This is a genomic window from Glutamicibacter sp. NPDC055354 (genome assembly GCF_053644955.1).
On the sequence record NZ_JBSHMB010000001.1, the window covers coordinates 1,581,817 to 1,598,731 of the forward strand.

A 16,915-nucleotide genomic window follows, 5' to 3' on the forward strand; every position below is an offset into this window, starting at 1 on the left:
AACATGGTTAGGAAAGAGAATGAAGAGCGAAGAGACCCGCTGGCTCACCGACAGCGAGCAGGACCTCTGGCGCACCATACGCGAGTTCCTCTGGCAGTTCCCCAGCGGCATGGATCGCCAGCTGCTGCGCGATTCGAACATGCTCTCCGGTGAATACTCGGTGCTGGCTGTGCTTTCGGAAACAACCGAACCAAGTCTACGCCCGGCCGACGTGGCGACCGCATTGCGCTGGGACCGTTCGCGCCTCTCCCACCTGCTGCGCCGCATGGAAGCCAAGGGCCTGGTCAGCCGCTGCTCAGATGAGACCGACCGCCGCGGGCACCAGATTACGCTCACCGCCCAGGGGCGCAAGACCATTGAGGAAGCCGCGCCAACCCACGTGAGCTTCGTGCGTGAAACCATCTTCGATTCCCTGAGCCCCTCCGAACGCACGGCATTGGAATCGGCGCTGCCGAAGATCCTGGCCTCGCTGGAAAAGCAGGGCCTGAAAGATGGCCAGTGCTAGCTGGCTCGTTCGGCCAGTTCGCTCTTGGCTACCAGCTGGGCGAATTGCCCGCCAAGCTGGACCAGCTCGTCAAAAGTTCCCGCTTCGGCAATCCGGCCAGCTTCTAGCACGACGATGCGGTCCGCTCGCATCACGGTGCTCAACCGGTGCGCGATCAGCAAGGTGGTTCGCCCCAGTGCGAGCTCGTCCAGCGCCCGCTGCACCAAAGCTTCGGTGACCGTATCCAGGGCACTGGTCGCCTCATCGAGCACCAGGACCTTGGGTTTGCGCAGCATGGTGCGGGCAATGGCCAGCCGCTGCTGCTCGCCGCCGGAGAAACGGTGGCCGCGCTGCCCCACCTGGGTTTCCAGGCCCTGTGGCAGGCTGCGGACCAACTGTGCAATCTGCGCGGCTTCCAGCGCCTGCCAGAGCTCTTCCTCGGTGGCTTGGGGCGCTGCCCACAGGAGGTTCTCCCGAATCGAAGCATGCAGCAGGTAGCTTTCCTGGGCAACGACGGAGACCGCCTGGGCGATGCCTTCAGGATCGAATTCCTTCAGGTCAATGCCGTCGAGCAATACCTGGCCCTCGGTGGGGTCAAGCAGCCGGGGCAGCAAGGACCCCAGGGTGGACTTTCCCGAACCGGTGGAACCGACGACCGCGGTCATGGTTCCCGCCTCCAGAGTCAAATCCAGCTGTTCCAGGGTGGCGCGGTCCGCCTCGGGGTAGCGGAAGCTGACATTGCGCAATTGCACTTCACCACGCAGCTTCCCGGGTTCGACCGCTCGCGGCCGCTGGGGTACCGGCAGCGCCTGGTCCGTATCCAGGTATTCGAAGACACGGCTGAACAAGGCCAAGGCCGAGACCCACTGGACCGAAATCTGCATCATGCCCATGACCGGACGGAAGATTCCGGCCTGCAGCCCGGTAAAAGCCACCAAGGTGCCGATGCTCATTCCCTGCCCGGTGGCGGGCAGCCCCGCCACGATGTACAGCACCGCGGGGATGGCCGCGAAAATGATGCTCATCGTGGCCATGCGCCAACGCCCGGCCAAAGCGCTTTTCATTTCCAGGTCGATGAGCTTGTGGCTGGACTCTCCGAAGGCCGCCGCATCAGCGGCTCCGGTGCCCATGATCTTGGCCAGGCGGACCCCGGAGATGCTCAGGCGCTCGTCGATCAGCGAAGCCAGGTTCGACATCTCGCGCTGGCGCTTTCCTGTCACGGCGCGGCGCAGTTTCGCGGTTTGCTTGGCGAGCAGCACCGCTGGCGGCAGCACGACCAATGAGATCAGGCTCAGTTTCCACGAGATCGCCACCATCGCGCAGGCGGTGGCAACAACGGTGGTCAGGTTCGAGGCAATGCTCGTGGCCGAATTGGTAATCACCGATTGCATCTGCCCCACGTCGTTGACCAGGCGCGACTGCACGTCCCCTGAGCGCGAGTTGGTGAAGAATCCCAGGGATTGCTTCTGCAGGTGCGTGAACAGCCCGGTCCGCAGGCCATGCATGACGCGTTGGCCCATCAGGGTTGCCCGCCAGGTCTGGACGACTTCCAGAATCGCGGTAGCCAGGGAGATCAGCACCAGTCCCCCGGCACCCAAGAGCAGCAATCGGATATTGCTGTTGGGAATCGCGTCATCAATGAGTTCGCGGATGATGAACGGCTGGGCCAGGCCGATGACCGACGCTGCCACGATCAGCGCCATGACCGCAATCACCGACCCCAGATGGGGCCGGAAGAGCGCGGCGATGCGCGCCAGGGACACCGGATGCTCGGTGAGCCGCTGCTTGTCCCGGGCGGCGTTGCCGGACCGTCCTTGCCCGCCACCGCCCGGATACGGCCCCGGCATTCCCATTGCGCTCATGGGCCCCCCTCTACCTTTGGATTTCTCAAGTCCAGAATAACAGAGGGAACCTCACTATGTGGTTGCATCTTGAAATTGTTCCGAGAAACACACTATCCTTGAGCATATGCAGAACGAAGAGCCCAAGCCTGACTTGGCAGATCTTTTCCTCCACGCTTCACGCATGCTTCGCGGCAGGTGGAGGGACAGCTTGACTCCCCTAGGCATCACTCCGCACCAATCGAGGGTGCTGACCTTGCTGTCCCGGGCCGATAGGATCGGGCTGCGCAACTCGCAGCTCGCAGAACAGCTGCACATCGCCGCGCGCTCGACCACCGAGGTAGTCGACCAGCTGGAAGCCAAGGAGCTTGTCGTGCGCACCCCCGATCCGGCCGATCGCCGCGCCACGTTGATTGCGCTCAGTGCCACGGGCCGCGCCCAGCTCGGCGAGCTCGCCGAATTGCGCCGTTCGAGCATGGACGGCTATTTCGACAAGCTCGGCGACGAGGACCGTGCCGAACTCACCCGGCTGCTGGCAATCCTGGACCGCGAGAACCCGCGGCCGGTGCGCGGCGCTTGCAAGAACCCGGCGAAAGAGAACTAGCTGCCAGCTAGCGGATAGAACCCGAGGCCCCGGCATATGCGTGCCGGGGCCTCGGGCGCTGGTTGCCGCTGCTGGCTAGTTCTCGGTCTTCCCGCGGCGCCAGTAGCCCATGAAGGCTACCTGCTTGCGGTCCACGCCGGCATCGCGCACCAGATAACGGCGCATTTCCTTGACCGTGCCGGCTTCACCGGCAATCCAGGCGTAGAACGGTGCGGAATTTTCCTGGCCCGTCTCCCACAGGATGTCCGCATCAACATCGATATCTTCCGGCTCGGCGTTGGTATGGACCACGCCGGCTGCTGGAATCGCGACTACCTGGCGCAATGCCGACTGCAGCAATTCACCATGCTCATGGCTGCCACGGGTCAGCCACTGCACCGAGACGCCGGAGCGGGTGGAGGCACCGAGGATATCCGTGGTCTCCGGGACCTCGATCAGCGCATGGCCGGTGACGTTGGAGGGCAAGGCTTCGAGGATGGCGCAAATCGCCGGGGCGGCAGTTTCGTCACCGGCAAGCACCACGCGGGTTGCCTCGCCGCGGCGGAACTCGATGCCGCCGTAGCTGGAGTCGTTCAGGGTCTTGTTCGGGCCCAGCAGCAACAGCTGGTCGCCCACCTTGGCCCGGTCGCCGAACTCCGTAGCCGGCCCGCCCTGGAGCTGGCCGTCAACCATGTGCCCGTGCATCACGAAGTCGATATCCAGCTCGGCTGTGGCCCCGATGTTGTCCCGGTGCCCGGCTTCGCGGAAGGCCCGCACGGTATAGGTGCGCATGTGGCCGCGGGTATCGGGATCAATCGACAACCAGCGCTTGTACCAGCCCTGCTGCTCGGCAGGACTGGTCATCGCCCCGGGTCGCATCGAGGCGATCTCGTCGGTCAACGCAGTACCGCCGGCCGGTGGCAGCAAGAGCTTGATGCGCATATCCAGCGGGTGGCTGTTGGTGCCGAAGTACTCCAGGTCCTCGCCGCTGACGGTCACCCGGCGGAAGGATGGCGCGAGCTGCTGGCTATTGACCACAGTGGTATCAAAGGCCAACGTCGGCACATGCTCATGGGCCGGGCGCTCCGATTGCGGATCAAGCGCGGCGGCTGCTTGGGCAGCTTGCTTCACATTTGCCGCCTGCTTCACCGCAGTTTTCTTCGCAGAAGCTTCGGTACGGAAAATGCCCTGGGAAGCGAGCACCTGCTCGGTGCGCAGCACCCGGTGGCGGCCAATGGGAAGCACCAGCGGAGTGCCGCCCACCGGGTCGGGGATCACGCGGCTGGGCATGCCGAAAACATCCTTGACGGTCTTTTCGGTGACCACATCGCTGGGATGGCCGGCAGCGTAGATCTTGCCGTGGCGCAGCGCCACCAGGTAGTCGGCGTAGCGGGCGGCCAGGTTCAAATCGTGCAGCACGATCACGACGGTGATCCCGCGGCTGCGATTCAGCTCGCTGACCACATCCAGGACTTCGAGCTGGTGCGCCACGTCCAGGAAGGTGGTCGGCTCGTCGAGCAGCAGCAGGTCGGTCTCCTGCGCCAGGGCCATGGCGATCCAGACGCGCTGGCGCTGACCGCCGGAGAGCTCGTCCACCGAGCGGTCGGCCAGCTCGGTGGTGCCGGTCAGCTCCATGGCGCGATTAACCGCTGCCTCGTCCTCGGCAGAGAAGCGCTTGAACAGGCCCTGGTGCGGGTAGCGGCCGCGGCTGATCAGCTCGCGGGCGGTGATGCCGTCCGGAGCGGTGGGCGATTGCGGCAGCAAGCCCAGGGTCTTGGCGACTTCCTTGGCCGGCTTGGAGTGGATGTCCGCGCCGTCCAGGAGCACCTGGCCCCCGGCTGGCTTGAGCAGCCGCGACAGTGCGCGCAGCAGGGTGGACTTGCCGCAACCGTTGGCCCCGACGACGATGCTCACCTGCCCGGCAGGGATATCCAGCGACAGCTCGTCGACGATGGTGACCTTGTCATAGGCCAGGGTCAGATCGCTTGCCTGCAAAGTGGCCATGGGTTATGCCCCGCTTCCAGTTGAGTTTGCGCGCACCAGAATCCAAATCAGGAAGGGTGCACCGAATGCGCCGGTGATAACGCCCACCGGCAGCGAAAGATCCGCGAACAGGTTCGCGGCAAAGAAATTGGCAACAGTCACCAGCGTTGCCCCGGTCAGGCCGGAAAGCAGGATGTTGATCGGGCCGCGGGTCAGCGCGGCAGTAATCGGGCCGGCCAGGAAGGCAACGAACGCCATCGGCCCGGTGACCGCAATCGGCAAGGCGCCCATGGCCACCGCAACAAAGACCAAGATCGCCCGGGCCCAGCCCACGTGCAGCCCCAGGGCCGCCGCGGTGTCCTCGCCCAGCTCCAGCATTTTCAGTTGGCGAAGCACCAGGGGCAGCAACAGGATGCCGATGGCGCCAAGGGACGCCAAAAGCAGCAGCGCATTTTCCCAGTTGCTCGAGGCCAGTGAACCCGTCAGCCAGTGCATCACATCGCTGGCCGTATTCACCTGCGCCTGGGTCAGCAGGTACTGGATCAGCGCCTGGAGCATCGCGCCGATGGCCAGGCCCGCCAGGATCAGCCGGGGACCGGTCCGCTTGCCCGAGGCCGAGAGCCAGTAGATCAATGCAGCGACCAGCAGCCCGCCGGCCAGTGCGAAGGCGTTGAGCTTCCAGTCGGTATAGCCAAGGGTGATCATCGCGAAAACCGCGGCCGCCGATGCGCCGTAGCCCACGCCGATCACGTCGGGACTGGCCAGCGGGTTGCCCAGCCAGCGCTGGAACAAGGCACCGGAAATGCCCAAGCCGGCACCGGCCAGGGCACCCACCGCGATGCGCGGCAGGCGGTCGGACATGATGATGAAGCTGGTGCCCGGCACCTTTTCACCGCTGAGCACCTGGAAGACTTCGGCAGCTGGAAGGCGGTCCCGCCCCCAGAACAGGTAGGCCGCCACGGCGAGCACCAGGGCCAGGGCCATCCACAAGGCGGTGCGGCGCACCCGGGATCTGCGGCGGGCTGCCAGCGCCGGTGCGGCTTTCGAGGCCGGGGCCGTCGCCGGTCCGGCCGTTTCCGTGGTGCTGCGGGGCTGGGTCATGTTCGCTGCTGCCATTTCGCTCGTGCTCACAGGCTCACCGACTTCATGCCGCTGCGCATCATGATGATGAAGATCGGTCCACCCAGCATGGCGCACATGACGCCTACCTGGATCTCGCTGGGCGGGGCAATGATTCGTCCCACCGTATCAGCCAGCAAGAGCAGGATCGGCCCGGCGATCAGGCTCGCTGGCATCAGCCAGCGGTAGTCGGAACCGACCAGCAAGCGCACGGCATGCGGGATCATCAGGCCGACGAAGGCGATGGGCCCGGCCACGGCGGTGGCGGTGCCAGCGAGAATGACCACCCCGATGGAGCCGATCAGCCGGGCACGGTTCAAGTTGAAGCCCAAGGCGATCGCGGTGTCATCGCCCATGGACACGGCATTGGATACCTTGGCGGTGGACAGCACGATCAGTGCGCCGGCGGCCACCACGGGAATGGCCCCGAGGAAGGTGTCGATGCCGCTGCTGGACAATGTGCCGATCTGCCACATGCGGAAACGGTCCATGGTGGCATCGGAAATCATCAGGATCGCATTGGTAATCGCGCCCACGCCCACAGCCATGGCGGCACCGCCCAGCGCAAGCTTAATGGGCGTGGCGCCTTCACGGCCCACGTTGGCCACGAGATAAACCAGGGCCATCACCCCAGCAGCGCCGAGGAAGGCGGCCACCATGATTCCAGCCAGGGAGCTGACGCCCAGGAAGGCGATCGCCAGCACCACGGCCATGGAGGATCCGGCGTTCAAGCCCAGGATCCCGGTATCGGCCAGCGGGTTGCGGGTCAGCCCCTGCAATCCGGCGCCAGCCAAACCCAGGGCAGCGCCAACCACGATGGCTCCGATGGTGCGGGCGAAGCGGGACGCAACCACGCCCTGGTCGCCATTGGACGGGTCGAAATTCCAGATGGCATCGATCACGGTGCCCATCGAGACGTTTCGCGCGCCCAGCAGCAGCGAAGCGAATAGCGCCAGCCCGAGCAACAGGGCAAGGAGCAGCAAGGAGCCGATCTTCCGGCCGGCTTTTGGCGACTTGGCCCCCGGTGCTTGGCGCGTAATACTTTCAGTCGCGGTCATTGGTTCCTACACTCATTGCTATGGCTCTTCTTCCCTTGCCCACTATTATCGCTCCAGGCATCGGCCTGCTTCGCGCGCAGAACCCTTCTGAAATGACGTTGGACGGGACTAATTCCTATCTGCTGTTCGACCCTGCTGTGGACGAACTTCTTCCTGGAACTCCGGTCGTCCTGATTGATCCGGGCCCTGAGCTCGAGGACCATCTGCAGGCCTTGGCGGCCTTCGACATCCAGCTGGTGCTCATTACCCATCGGCATGCCGATCACACGGGAGGCATCGATGCGCTCTACGGGATGACCGGTGCGCCGGTGCGTGCCACGCTGGAGCAGTACTGCCGGGATGCCCCGGTCTTCACCGATGGCGAAACGATCAGCGCCGCCGGTGCCAGCATCCAGGTGGTCTTCACCCCTGGCCACACCTCGGACTCGGTGTGCTTCATCCGCCAGGGCGGGGCTGCCCACTTGTTCACCGGGGATACGGTGCTGGGCCGGGGCACCACCATCTTGGAACACCCGGACGGCACATTGGCCGACTACCTGGATTCCCTGCAGCGGCTGCTCGCGCTGCCCGATATGGCTTTGCATCCGGCGCACGGCGAGCAGCATGATTCCTCGCATCCGCTGCTGCAGATGTACATCAAGCATCGGCATGCGCGGCTGGACCAGGTGCGTGCGACTTTGCAGAAACTCGGCAAGGCCGGGGTCCACACGCAGCCAGCTGAATTGCTGGAGCATGTCTACCCCGACCTCGATGCGCGCTTGGTGGGCGCAGCTACCCATTCCCTGGAAGCCCAATTGCAATATCTGTCAGTGAATCCCTAGCCGGATCTACTTCGCGGCAGCTGCGTTGTCGGCAGCCTTCACGATGCCGGGAACTACGTTATCCAGTGCCCATTCGATGGACAGCGGCGAAGCCGCGGAGATCGCCAGTGTTGCTTCATCGGTGCCTGGCAGTGCCACGGCATCGTTCTTCGCGGCAGGGATCTGGCCGTAGAGCGGCTGGCCCTTGACGACGTCTTCCATGGTGTTGTCCGCAACAGCCGAGGCGAAGACGATGTCCGAATCCCACTCGTTGACCTTTTCCGGGGAAACAGTGAAGAAGAAGGTGTCCTTGGCGGCGTTCTTCTGCACGTACTCGGCCTGGGTCATGCCCAGTGCGCTCAGGAAGCGCGGGCGGGTGTCGCCTTCGGAGTAGACGTAGGCGGTATCCGGCGCCGAGAGGTCAGCTGCGATGAAGGTGGTGTCCTTCAGCGCTGGGTTGTCTTCGCCGACCTTGGCCAGCTTGCCTTCGATCTCTTCGATCAGGGCGTCGGCTTCTTCTTCCTTGCCCAGCATCTGGCCGGCAACTTCGGTGACCTGTTCCCAGCTGGTCAGGTAGTTAGGCTCGATGGGGCCAACGACCGGAGCGATTTCCTGCAGCTTCTCGTACTGCTCCTTCTTCAACCCCGAGTATGGAGCGAAGATGACCTGGGGCTTGCTGGCGGCGATGCCGGTGTAGTCGATGTCATCGCCCACCTTGTACTGCACGGGCGCCTTCTCGGAGCCGATGGAAGCGCCCTGCTCTTCCAGAGCGGCGTCCTTCCATGCGGTGGAGTTGTTCTCGTTCATGCCGTAGGTGTCGGTGTCCATGCCGACCGGCACGGTATCCAGAGCCAGCAGGGTATCTGCGTTGACCCACGAGATGGTCGCAATGCGTTCCGGGACTTTTTCGATCGTGGTTTCACCATAGATGTTCTCGATGGTGACCGGAGTGAAGTCTTCTGCGGCCTTGGCTGAAGTGTCAGCCGACGGATCCGCTGAGTTGCTCGACGCGCCGCAGGCGGTCAGGCCCAAGGCGAGGATGGCAGTTGAAGCGGCGAAAATTCCGGCGCGACGTGAATTTTTCATGGGTCGGTGATTCCAGACTATGCGAGGTTCTGTCAACATTTTGTTTAGCTAAGTTAGGCAAGCCTATCCGGGCCGTATGCCACGATACGCGTTTCTCTGCGCATTACGCAACACGAAACGTCCCTAATCACCGACCCTGAAGTGACCCTAACCAAATCGGGCGGTTTTTTCGGTGGGCTGACCAGAGACTTTATTCTCTAGTTGCTAGCAGCTTCCGCGGATCAGCCACCAAAATTGCTCCCCGCACCAGCAGCAAGCCGAGTAACACGGAGACAATTACCGTGATGACCGTCAGCGGCTTGAGCAGGATGGCGGCCCCGGCCAGGGGCAGCACGAGCACCGTGGAGGCGATGGCGAAACCGATCGAGGCAGCCAGCGCCGGGATCATGATCGACTTGGTGCGCGCGGCGTTCATCGTTTCGTAGGGCATGCCCAACCGGTTCAGCCCGCGATACAGCTCAGCGCGATCCAGGGTACTGGCGCTTTGGGAGATCGCCGCCGAAGCGGCCACGCAGATGAAGCTGATCGCCAAGGTCACCAGCACGCCGGTGGTGACATCGGCGGGCACATGCTCCAGCCAGGTGCCCTGATCGAGTTCGCTTCCGGTCAGCTCCATCAAGGCGGCCCCGCTGCCGCCCACCACAGCGACGAACGAAGCCATGGCAACCCCGGATACCTGGCGCCAGGATTCGGCAGGGCTTTCCAGGATCATGCGGGCTGCCAGCAGCTCTTGCGGAGTTCTGGCCTTGCGCAGCTTGGCCTTGCCCACCTTCGCCACCAGATACGGACCGACCAGGTTCATCACCAGCAAGCCGAAGCCGAAACCGCCAACCACCACTGCGATGATCGCGGCGATGGACTGCACGAATTGGCCCATGTTGGAGAACACCATGTACAGCACCAGAATGCCGGCAAGCGTGATCACCGCGCGCAGCCAGCTGGGGGTGGGCACCGTGCTGCGGGTTGCCACCGCCAACGGGGTGATCACCAATTTGCGCAAGCCGGCAGCTGCACTGCCTGCCGAGAGGAGCACGACAGCGACTACTGCTATCGCCAGCACCCACAGCGGCAAATAGATGGCCGAACCGATCGGCGCACCTTGGAACGGAATCAGCGAAGCCAATGGTGCGGCCAGGAGGTAGAGTACGATTCCGGCGAGTGCGCCGGCCAACGCCGTGCCGGCGGCTTGCAGCACGGCCACGAGGCCGATCTGCGCCCCGGTCGCGCCGAGCAAGCGCAAGGACGACAGGGCGCGGTCATTTGACCGCGCGGAGAGCCGGGCAGCGGCCGATCCCAGCACCAGCAATGGGACCACCAGCAGCACTACGGCGAACGCTGCCAATGGCAGGTACATGCCTTGGGCCGCGGATTCGAAACTGGTAAAGGAGTAGGCGCCTCCCAGCACGATCAGCAGGATCGCACTGACCATGGCGTAGGCGCTGGCGGTCAGGACCAGTGGCGCCAGCCGGGACTTCGCCGGCCGGCCAAGCATCCATGACAGGTGCAGGATATTCACTTCTGGGCACCGCCATCCACGGTGGCCGATGGGTGCAGGCTGTCGCTGATCAGCTGGCCGTCCTGCAGTTGCACTACACGGTCGCAGCGCGCGGCGACATTGGGATCATGGGTCACCATCACCAGGGATTTTCCGGCACCGACCGTGCACTGCAGCAAGATCTCCAGCACTTCGAAGCCCGTGGTTGAATCCAGCGCGCCGGTAGGTTCATCGGCAAAGACCACCATCGCCCCGGTGACCTGCGCGCGGGCAATGGCTACTCGTTGCTGCTGCCCGCCGGAGAGCTGGCCGATGCGGCGTTGCTCCATTCCTGCCAGACCCAGTTCTGCCAAGGCGGCCCCGGCACTGGAAATGGCGGTGTTGCGTGGCACCCCGTTGATCATCAAGGCCATGGCCACGTTCTCTTCGGCAGTGAGCTCGGGAATCAGCAGTCCGGATTGGAAGACGAAGCCGAAGGATTCACGGCGCAGCCTGGTGCGCGCCTTATCCTTGAGCCCTTGGATATCCACCGGTGCTCGGCCCGGGATGTTCAGCATGATGCTGCCGGCGTCGGGAAGTTCAATACCGGCCAAGGCGTGCAGCAGCGTGGATTTTCCGGAACCCGAGGGGCCCATGATGGCAAGGGACTGGCCCAGTGAAATCTGCAGATCGACGCCGTTCAGTGCAGTGGTGGAACCGAAGCTGCGGTAGAGTCCGTGAGCGGCGAGTACGGGAGGTTGGTCAAGGGAATTTTCAAGCATGACCCAATGTTTTCAACAAATGGCACCCGCGCACATCAGCGCAGGGTTCCAAGTAGCCTCCGGCCAGGCTCATCCCCCGGTAGGAGCAGCCGGCAGCTAGTTCACGACGACAGCAGGAGCAGTAGCCAACAGATGAAGCTGGAACTGTATACGCAACCATTCTGCGCACCGTGCGTGCGCACGCGGCTGGCTGTCGCCCGCGTGCAGGAACTGCTGCCCGCGTTGGAGGTCGAGGAGATCAATGTCGTGGAGCAGGTGGAGCGCGGCGAGGAAATGGGAATCACCAGCACCCCGGTCATTCGGCTATTGCAGGAAGGCACGGAGAAATTCCGTGCCAGCCAGACACCGACTATCAATCAGCTGTTGAGCGCTATCGCTGAAGCCAGCGACTAGTCTCACGCCAGCTCGAAGCCCAAGGTGCACGGTTCTTGCCCATTCATGGGGAAGAATAGGTCAAGTGATTACTGTGCCCGGCGTCCAACATGAATGCTTCGAACGTGTTCTAGCCGACTCTTCCAACCGCATTGAGTGGCTCCGCGCACGGGCCCAGGGCATCACCGCAACGGACGTGGCCAAGTTGTCCACCGAGAAGTCCATCAAGAACGCCGCATGGGACAAGCTATACGGCAATGGCTTCTCCGGCAATCCCTACACCGATCACGGGCGCAAGCGCGAACCGGTCATCGCTGCCTGGGTCCAAGAGAATTTCAATATTTTCCCCTCCTCCCAGCTCTTCCACTCGCAGCATTCGAGACTCCATCTGGCGACTCCCGATGGCTTGGGTTTCGATGCATCGGGAGTTCCGGTTTTGGCTGAAATCAAGACCACCAACAAGCCCTTCAAGAAGATCCCCAAGAGCTACCTGCGCCAGGTGCTCTGGCAGCAGCATGTGATCGGGGCCGAACGCACGTTGTTCGTTTGGGAAGAGCACGATAATTTCGTGCCGGTGCGCGCGGTTCCCGAATACCTTTGGGTGGAACGCGACGATGATTTGATCCAGGATCTCATTGGCAAGGCCGAGTCGCTCATATCCGCATTGCGCGAAGCGACGGCCCGCCAGGAGCGCTACAACGACTACGGACCCGCTGCGTTGCGGCTCTAAGTCCCCGGAAACGGCAAAAGCCGCTGATCCCAGTTCACAGTACTGGGATCAGCGGCTTCCGTTATGCCGCTAGACCGGGTTGCTTGGAATCATCCGGGGATCCGGCAGGCAATCAGGGTAGTTTTCCACCAGCTCGGCCAGCAGCTTCTCCCGAAGCATATTGCGCAGGTTCCACAGGTCCCCGGCGTTGCGCGCGGATAAATAAATGGTCACTGTTTGCAAGCCGTTTTGCGCGTCGGTCACGAGCAGCTCATTGTCCCGGCCATCCCACCAGTCGGAGGCTTCAAGCAGTTCGCTGCTGCGCTGGCGCAGGTAGGAAATCGGCGCATTGAGCTTCAGCTGCAGTGCTACGTTTCCGGAGATCTCCGTGCTGCGCCGCGACCAGTTCTCAAACGGCGTCGTGGTGAAGTAGGTCGATGGCAGGATCATCCGGCGCCCGTCGATCAGGTGCACCACGACGTAGGAGAGGGTGATCTCCTCTACCGTGCCGCGTTCCCCCTCGACTACCACCGTGTCGTCCACGCGAATCGAGTCGGTAAAGGCCACTTGCAAGCCGGCAAATACGTTCGCCAAGGTTGACTGCACGGCCAGGCCAACGACCACCGAAGCCAGGCCAGCCGAGGCCAACAGGCCGGCGCCCAGCGCCCTGACTTGCTCGATCGTCAGCAGCACCGCGGCGATTGCAATGATGCAGAGCACCGCAACCAGTACCCGTCGCATCAGGCCGACCTGCGTCTGGACCTTGGCCAGCCTGCGCCCTGGACCGAATCTCACCTCGAAGCGTGCCATCATGCCGGTCTCAATCACGCGCACCAGCTTGATGATGAACCAGGTGAGGAAGAAGACCAGAATGATCAGGATGGCGAACTGCCAGGGGTTGTACCAAGTGCGTTCTCGATAGAAGACCGCGAAGGCCGACTTGGCAATAATCGAGGTAACCAGGCCGAAGAACGGGAATCTGGTGGCTTTCACGTCGGCTTCGTCCACGCCGATCCGGCGCAGCACGCGGCGGGAAACGCCGCTGAAAACAAACGCCAGGATTGCGGCTACGAGCGCACCGATGAGCAGGACAACCCAAAATTGCAACGATTCGGGGAGGAAGCTTGAGGCTGTAATGACTTCCTCGACGGTTTCGCCGATGGGTTCAACGGGGGTAGGTGACATGTTTAAAGCATGTCATATGGCGCTAAATAAATGCTGTGTGGAACCTGCCTTCCGCCCTACGGCCCGGGAGTTCTCCGGCTCCATTGCAGAAGCGTCTCAGAGTGGTTCCAATTCTTTTCTGCCCTTGCGCTTGCCGCATTCCAGGCCTTTAGTTGACTCACTGGCAGTCCGCTCTGCCTGCGGGCGCAAACCAAGAGAGACGGTGATCCATATGCGCCACGGAAAAATTGGAATCGTTCTAGGCACGGTGGCGGCAGCCTTGCTCGTGGTGACGCCCGCTTCCGCGGCGGCCCCCGCTCCGGCCGCCCTCGCGTCTGCTTCCTGCCCAACGGTTTATTGGGGATCCTTGGCCAAAACCAGCTCCTTGTCCACGCATTCCGCAGTGGAAAATCTTCGGACCGGACGGCACCTGTGCTTTGACCGGTTGGTCATCGATCTCGCAGGACCAGCTGCCAGCCATTCAGCCAGGTATGTCAGCGAACTGACCGGAATCGGTTCCGGCCTGCAGGTGGACACCACTGGCGGTGCCAACCTGGAAATCCTGGTGCAGGCCCCGGCAACCGAGGATTTCAACCCGGGCGCCGAAGTGAAGAATCTGGGCTACACGACGTTCCGCCAATTGGTGTGGCTGGGCAGCTTTGAAGGCCAAACCAAAGTGGGGCTCTCGACCAGGGCACGGCTGCCCATGCGCGTGTTCGCACTGCCTGGACCTGGCGACGGTTCACGCTTGGTCATCGATGTTGCGCACCATTGGTAAAGAAGGTTCATTTCCTTGATGCGTTCGCAACTTTTTGCGTGACGTACCACGTAACACCGGGTCAACCTGCTGATTAATGTGCCACCATGCTAAGTATGTCGCGCACATTCTCTTATCAGCAGGTTGATGTCTTTGCACCCACTGCTTTCAACGGCAATGGCCTGGGAGTCGTGTTCAATGCCGACAGCCTGAGCGATGACCAGATGCAGCACTTTGCGCAGTGGATGAATCTTGCGGAAACTGTATTCTTCGTCGAGCCCACTGATGAGGAAGCGGACTACGCCATTCGCATTTTCACCCCGAGCACCGAGCTGCCCTTTGCTGGCCATCCGACGCTGGGCGCGGCTCATGCTTGGCTGGAGTCCGGTGGCGAGGCTGGTCCCGCAGGCCATCTGATCCAGCAATGCGGTGCCGGGCTGATTCCGGTGCGTGTGGAACGGGAAAGCAGCGACCGCCACTCGCGGCGCTTGGCCTTCCTCGCACCCCCGCTGACCAGGTCGGGCCCTTTGGAACCAGATGTCCTGCAATGGGCGATTGCCGGGCTGGGCATTCGCGAAGAAGACGTGGTGGACCACCAGTGGCTGGTCAACGGTCCGCATCCTGCGGGCCTGGTGGTGCGTGACGCCGATATCGTGCTGGGCATCGAACCTGACTATGAGGCGCTGCAGGGATTGGAAGTAGGCGTCATCGGCCCCTACACCGCAGCCAGCGTTTCGCAGAGCGTGTGGCAACCGCGCGGATCGGTCATGCCGCGCGTTTCCGGTACCCGCGAAGAGCTGCGTCCGCTGGACTTCTCTGATTTTGAGCGTTCCGAAGAGCGCTTCCGCAATGTGGTGCTGCAGCCTCCGGCGGACTATGAGGTCCGTGCCTTCATTCCCGGCGAGGCTGTTCCGGAAGACCCTGCCACCGGTTCGCTGAATGCTGCGTTCGGCATCTGGCTGACGCAGACCGGTTATGCACCCCAGCGCTATACCGTGCGCCAGGGCACGCGTTTGGGCCGCGAAGCGATCTTGCATATTGAAGCTACCGAAAAAGGCGTCTGGGTCAGTGGCGATGTCGCCACCCGCATCTCGGGCGATGTGAGTTTCGACTGATTTCCTATGCATAGTTTCGCTATCCGTTCCGCACGGGGCTGATAGGGACTAGCCTTGACCAGTGCCTGAAACTGCGAATCCCGAAACACACTTCGACAAGAAAGCCGCCTGGCGTGCCCTCTGGGCACTGGTCATCGGCTTCTTCATGATCCTGCTGGACACCACGATCGTGTCCACCGCAATGCCCTCCATCATGACGTCGCTGGACGCCGATATCTCCAGCATCTTGTGGGTCAACAGCGCGTACCTGCTCACCTTCGCGGTGCCGCTGCTGGTCACCGGGCGCCTCGGTGACCGCTTCGGTCCGCGCAATATCTACCTCATCGGCATGGTGGTCTTCTCGCTGGCCTCGCTGTGGTGCGGCTTGTCCGATTCCCTCGGCTCGCTGGTGGCGGCGCGCGCCGTCCAGGGCCTTGGCGCTTCGATGATTTCCCCTCAGGCGATGACGCTCATTACCCGCCTCTTCCCTTATCAGCACCGCGGTGCAGCCATGGGCCTATGGGGTGCAGTGGCGGGCATCGCTTCGCTGATCGGTCCGATTGCCGGCGGTCTGCTGGTGGACTCCATCGGCTGGGAATGGATCTTCTTCATCAACTTGCCCATCGCGGTAGTCAGCTTGACCATGGTCTTCAAATTCGTGCCAGCCCTTGAATCCCAAGCGCATTCCTTCGACTGGTTCGGCGTCATCCTTTCGGCTTTAGCCATGTTCTGCTTGGTCTTCGGCATCCAGGAAGGCGATGCCACCAATTGGGAACCATTCATTGGCCCGCTGAATTCGTGGCATCTGATTATCATCGGCGCGGTGCTGATGGGAGCCTTCATCTGGTGGCAGTCCAAGACCACGTCTGAACCGCTGGTTCCGCTTCGATTGTTCAAGGTCCGCAATTTCTCCTTGGCCAATGTCGCGATCACCTTCATGGGCCTGACCATCGCGACCATCGCCTTGCCGATGGTGTTCTTCTTGCAGAATGTCCGCGGCCTGACTCCCACCGAATCCGCGTTGATGATTTCTCCGATGGCTTTCGTGGCGATCTTCCTCGCGCCGCAGCTGGGAAAGAAGGTCAATCAGCTCAGCCCGCGGATCTTGGCCGTGCCCGGGTTCTTCCTGTTTGGCGGTGCCACGGTGGTCTACGCCTTCATGATGCACGCCGATATCCCGCTGTGGATGCTGCTGATTCCTTCAGCGGTTCAAGGCATCGGTTCAGCCATGATCTGGCCATCGCTATCGCTGGCAGCCACCAAGGACTTGACCGCGCGTGATGCGGGTGCCGGTTCAGGGATTTACAACACCACCCGGCAAATCGGTTCAGTGCTTGGTTCTGCGCTGATCGCGGTGATGATGGATGCCCGCATTTCGGCACAGATCGCGCAGGCAGATTCCAAGGATCCTGCGGTGATCATGGAAGCCACGTCTGTTGGCCTGGGACAGGCACTGATGCTGCCAGGCTTCATCGGCGTGGCTGCTGTCCTCGTTGTAGCGTTCCTCAGCGATGGCAAGAAGGCGCAGCGCCACTAGCCAGAGGCAGCTCTTAACGAAGCCAGCGCCTGGTCCAGGACTCGAAAGTCGCTGGATCAGGCGCTGGCTTCG

General features: G+C 62.5%; 16 protein-coding genes. 8 read left to right on the forward strand and 8 right to left on the reverse strand.

All coding sequences use genetic code 11. The annotated features are described in order from the left end of the window. The first annotated feature begins 19 nt into the window (after positions 1 to 19). Complete coding sequence (locus ACWICV_RS07390; protein WP_105659082.1) at positions 20 to 505, forward strand: MarR family winged helix-turn-helix transcriptional regulator; 486 nt, start codon at positions 20 to 22, stop codon at positions 503 to 505. Here ACWICV_RS07390 and ACWICV_RS07395 read toward each other — a convergent pair. Further along, on the reverse strand, positions 502 to 2,346 hold the full coding sequence (locus ACWICV_RS07395) for an ABC transporter ATP-binding protein (protein ID WP_454090555.1): 1,845 nt from the start codon (positions 2,344 to 2,346) through the stop codon (positions 502 to 504). The genes ACWICV_RS07390 and ACWICV_RS07395 overlap by 4 nt on opposite strands. A 190-nt stretch (positions 2,347 to 2,536) precedes the next feature. Here ACWICV_RS07395 and ACWICV_RS07400 point away from each other — a divergent pair, with 190 nt between their 5' ends. Further along, entirely contained in the window at positions 2,537 to 2,929 is a 393-nt protein-coding gene (locus tag ACWICV_RS07400) for a MarR family winged helix-turn-helix transcriptional regulator (RefSeq protein WP_181148955.1), read from the forward strand. A gap of 75 nt (positions 2,930 to 3,004) precedes the next feature. Here ACWICV_RS07400 and ACWICV_RS07405 read toward each other — a convergent pair whose 3' ends face one another. From ACWICV_RS07405 to ACWICV_RS07415, 3 genes are read right to left on the reverse strand one after another with little or no spacing between them, the layout of a single operon-like run. Continuing rightward, positions 3,005 to 4,912 (reverse strand): SIP domain-containing protein, encoded by a 1,908-nt coding sequence (locus tag ACWICV_RS07405; RefSeq protein ID WP_454090554.1) that lies wholly within the window; start codon positions 4,910 to 4,912, stop codon positions 3,005 to 3,007. A 3-nt stretch (positions 4,913 to 4,915) separates the two neighbouring features. Beyond that, on the reverse strand, positions 4,916 to 6,022 hold the full coding sequence (locus ACWICV_RS07410; protein WP_359195781.1) for a FecCD family ABC transporter permease: 1,107 nt from the start codon (positions 6,020 to 6,022) through the stop codon (positions 4,916 to 4,918). Continuing rightward, entirely contained in the window at positions 6,019 to 7,068 is a 1,050-nt protein-coding gene (locus tag ACWICV_RS07415) for a FecCD family ABC transporter permease (RefSeq protein WP_454090553.1), read from the reverse strand. The genes ACWICV_RS07410 and ACWICV_RS07415 overlap by 4 nt, the downstream gene beginning before the upstream one ends. A 20-nt stretch (positions 7,069 to 7,088) precedes the next feature. On the opposite strand from ACWICV_RS07415, the gene ACWICV_RS07420 reads away from it, so the two are divergent. Further along, positions 7,089 to 7,889 (forward strand): MBL fold metallo-hydrolase, encoded by an 801-nt coding sequence (locus ACWICV_RS07420; RefSeq protein WP_454090552.1) that lies wholly within the window; start codon positions 7,089 to 7,091, stop codon positions 7,887 to 7,889. Between the two features lie 6 nt (positions 7,890 to 7,895). Here ACWICV_RS07420 and ACWICV_RS07425 read toward each other — a convergent pair whose 3' ends face one another. The 3 genes from ACWICV_RS07425 to ACWICV_RS07435 all read right to left on the reverse strand — a co-directional run bounded on the left by ACWICV_RS07425 (position 7,896) and on the right by ACWICV_RS07435 (position 11,210). Further along, positions 7,896 to 8,954, reverse strand: coding sequence for an ABC transporter substrate-binding protein (locus ACWICV_RS07425; RefSeq protein WP_365943124.1), 1,059 nt, complete (start codon positions 8,952 to 8,954; stop codon positions 7,896 to 7,898). 190 nt (positions 8,955 to 9,144) lie between these two features. Continuing rightward, positions 9,145 to 10,470 carry an FtsX-like permease family protein gene (locus ACWICV_RS07430; protein WP_332595053.1) on the reverse strand — a complete coding sequence of 442 codons (1,326 nt, stop codon included), beginning with the start codon at positions 10,468 to 10,470 and terminating at the stop codon, positions 9,145 to 9,147. Beyond that, the gene (locus ACWICV_RS07435) at positions 10,467 to 11,210 is read right to left on the reverse strand and encodes an ABC transporter ATP-binding protein (RefSeq protein WP_454090551.1); all 744 of its coding nucleotides are present in this window, start codon (positions 11,208 to 11,210) and stop codon (positions 10,467 to 10,469) included. The genes ACWICV_RS07430 and ACWICV_RS07435 overlap by 4 nt, the downstream gene beginning before the upstream one ends. A gap of 132 nt (positions 11,211 to 11,342) precedes the next feature. Between ACWICV_RS07435 and ACWICV_RS07440 the strand changes: the two genes are divergently transcribed. Further along, a complete protein-coding gene (locus ACWICV_RS07440) occupies positions 11,343 to 11,603 on the forward strand; it encodes a glutaredoxin family protein (RefSeq protein ID WP_105659091.1) in 261 nt (86 codons plus the stop codon). A gap of 64 nt (positions 11,604 to 11,667) precedes the next feature. Beyond that, complete coding sequence (locus ACWICV_RS07445) at positions 11,668 to 12,312, forward strand: YqaJ viral recombinase family protein (protein WP_286134416.1); 645 nt, start codon at positions 11,668 to 11,670, stop codon at positions 12,310 to 12,312. Positions 12,313 to 12,381: 69 nt separating this feature from the next. On the opposite strand, the gene ACWICV_RS07450 is transcribed toward ACWICV_RS07445, so the two are convergent. After that, positions 12,382 to 13,476 carry a mechanosensitive ion channel family protein gene (locus ACWICV_RS07450; RefSeq protein WP_365943121.1) on the reverse strand — a complete coding sequence of 365 codons (1,095 nt, stop codon included), beginning with the start codon at positions 13,474 to 13,476 and terminating at the stop codon, positions 12,382 to 12,384. A 211-nt stretch (positions 13,477 to 13,687) separates the two neighbouring features. On the opposite strand from ACWICV_RS07450, the gene ACWICV_RS07455 reads away from it, so the two are divergent. From ACWICV_RS07455 to ACWICV_RS07465, 3 genes are all read left to right on the forward strand, one after another. Further along, the gene (locus ACWICV_RS07455; RefSeq protein WP_332730864.1) at positions 13,688 to 14,233 is read left to right on the forward strand and encodes an AMIN-like domain-containing (lipo)protein; all 546 of its coding nucleotides are present in this window, start codon (positions 13,688 to 13,690) and stop codon (positions 14,231 to 14,233) included. Positions 14,234 to 14,328: 95 nt separating this feature from the next. Further along, positions 14,329 to 15,327 carry a PhzF family phenazine biosynthesis protein gene (locus tag ACWICV_RS07460; protein ID WP_402473471.1) on the forward strand — a complete coding sequence of 333 codons (999 nt, stop codon included), beginning with the start codon at positions 14,329 to 14,331 and terminating at the stop codon, positions 15,325 to 15,327. A gap of 61 nt (positions 15,328 to 15,388) precedes the next feature. Then, positions 15,389 to 16,843 carry a DHA2 family efflux MFS transporter permease subunit gene (locus ACWICV_RS07465; protein WP_105659094.1) on the forward strand — a complete coding sequence of 485 codons (1,455 nt, stop codon included), beginning with the start codon at positions 15,389 to 15,391 and terminating at the stop codon, positions 16,841 to 16,843. Positions 16,844 to 16,915: the final 72 nt, after the last annotated feature.

Bases quoted from the DNA above. Each gene is read 5' to 3' on its own strand.
- ACWICV_RS07390 (WP_105659082.1), top strand. From the start codon at position 20: ATGAAGAGCGAAGAGACCCGCTGGCTCACCGACAGCGAGCAGGACCTC.
- ACWICV_RS07395 (WP_454090555.1), bottom strand. From the start codon at position 2,346: ATGAGCGCAATGGGAATGCCGGGGCCGTATCCGGGCGGTGGCGGGCAA.
- ACWICV_RS07405 (WP_454090554.1), bottom strand. From the start codon at position 4,912: ATGGCCACTTTGCAGGCAAGCGATCTGACCCTGGCCTATGACAAGGTC.
- ACWICV_RS07415 (WP_454090553.1), bottom strand. From the start codon at position 7,068: ATGACCGCGACTGAAAGTATTACGCGCCAAGCACCGGGGGCCAAGTCG.
- ACWICV_RS07420 (WP_454090552.1), top strand. From the start codon at position 7,089: ATGGCTCTTCTTCCCTTGCCCACTATTATCGCTCCAGGCATCGGCCTG.
- ACWICV_RS07425 (WP_365943124.1), bottom strand. From the start codon at position 8,954: ATGAAAAATTCACGTCGCGCCGGAATTTTCGCCGCTTCAACTGCCATC.
- ACWICV_RS07435 (WP_454090551.1), bottom strand. From the start codon at position 11,210: ATGCTTGAAAATTCCCTTGACCAACCTCCCGTACTCGCCGCTCACGGA.
- ACWICV_RS07440 (WP_105659091.1), top strand. From the start codon at position 11,343: ATGAAGCTGGAACTGTATACGCAACCATTCTGCGCACCGTGCGTGCGC.
- ACWICV_RS07450 (WP_365943121.1), bottom strand. From the start codon at position 13,476: ATGTCACCTACCCCCGTTGAACCCATCGGCGAAACCGTCGAGGAAGTC.
- ACWICV_RS07455 (WP_332730864.1), top strand. From the start codon at position 13,688: ATGCGCCACGGAAAAATTGGAATCGTTCTAGGCACGGTGGCGGCAGCC.
- ACWICV_RS07460 (WP_402473471.1), top strand. From the start codon at position 14,329: ATGTCGCGCACATTCTCTTATCAGCAGGTTGATGTCTTTGCACCCACT.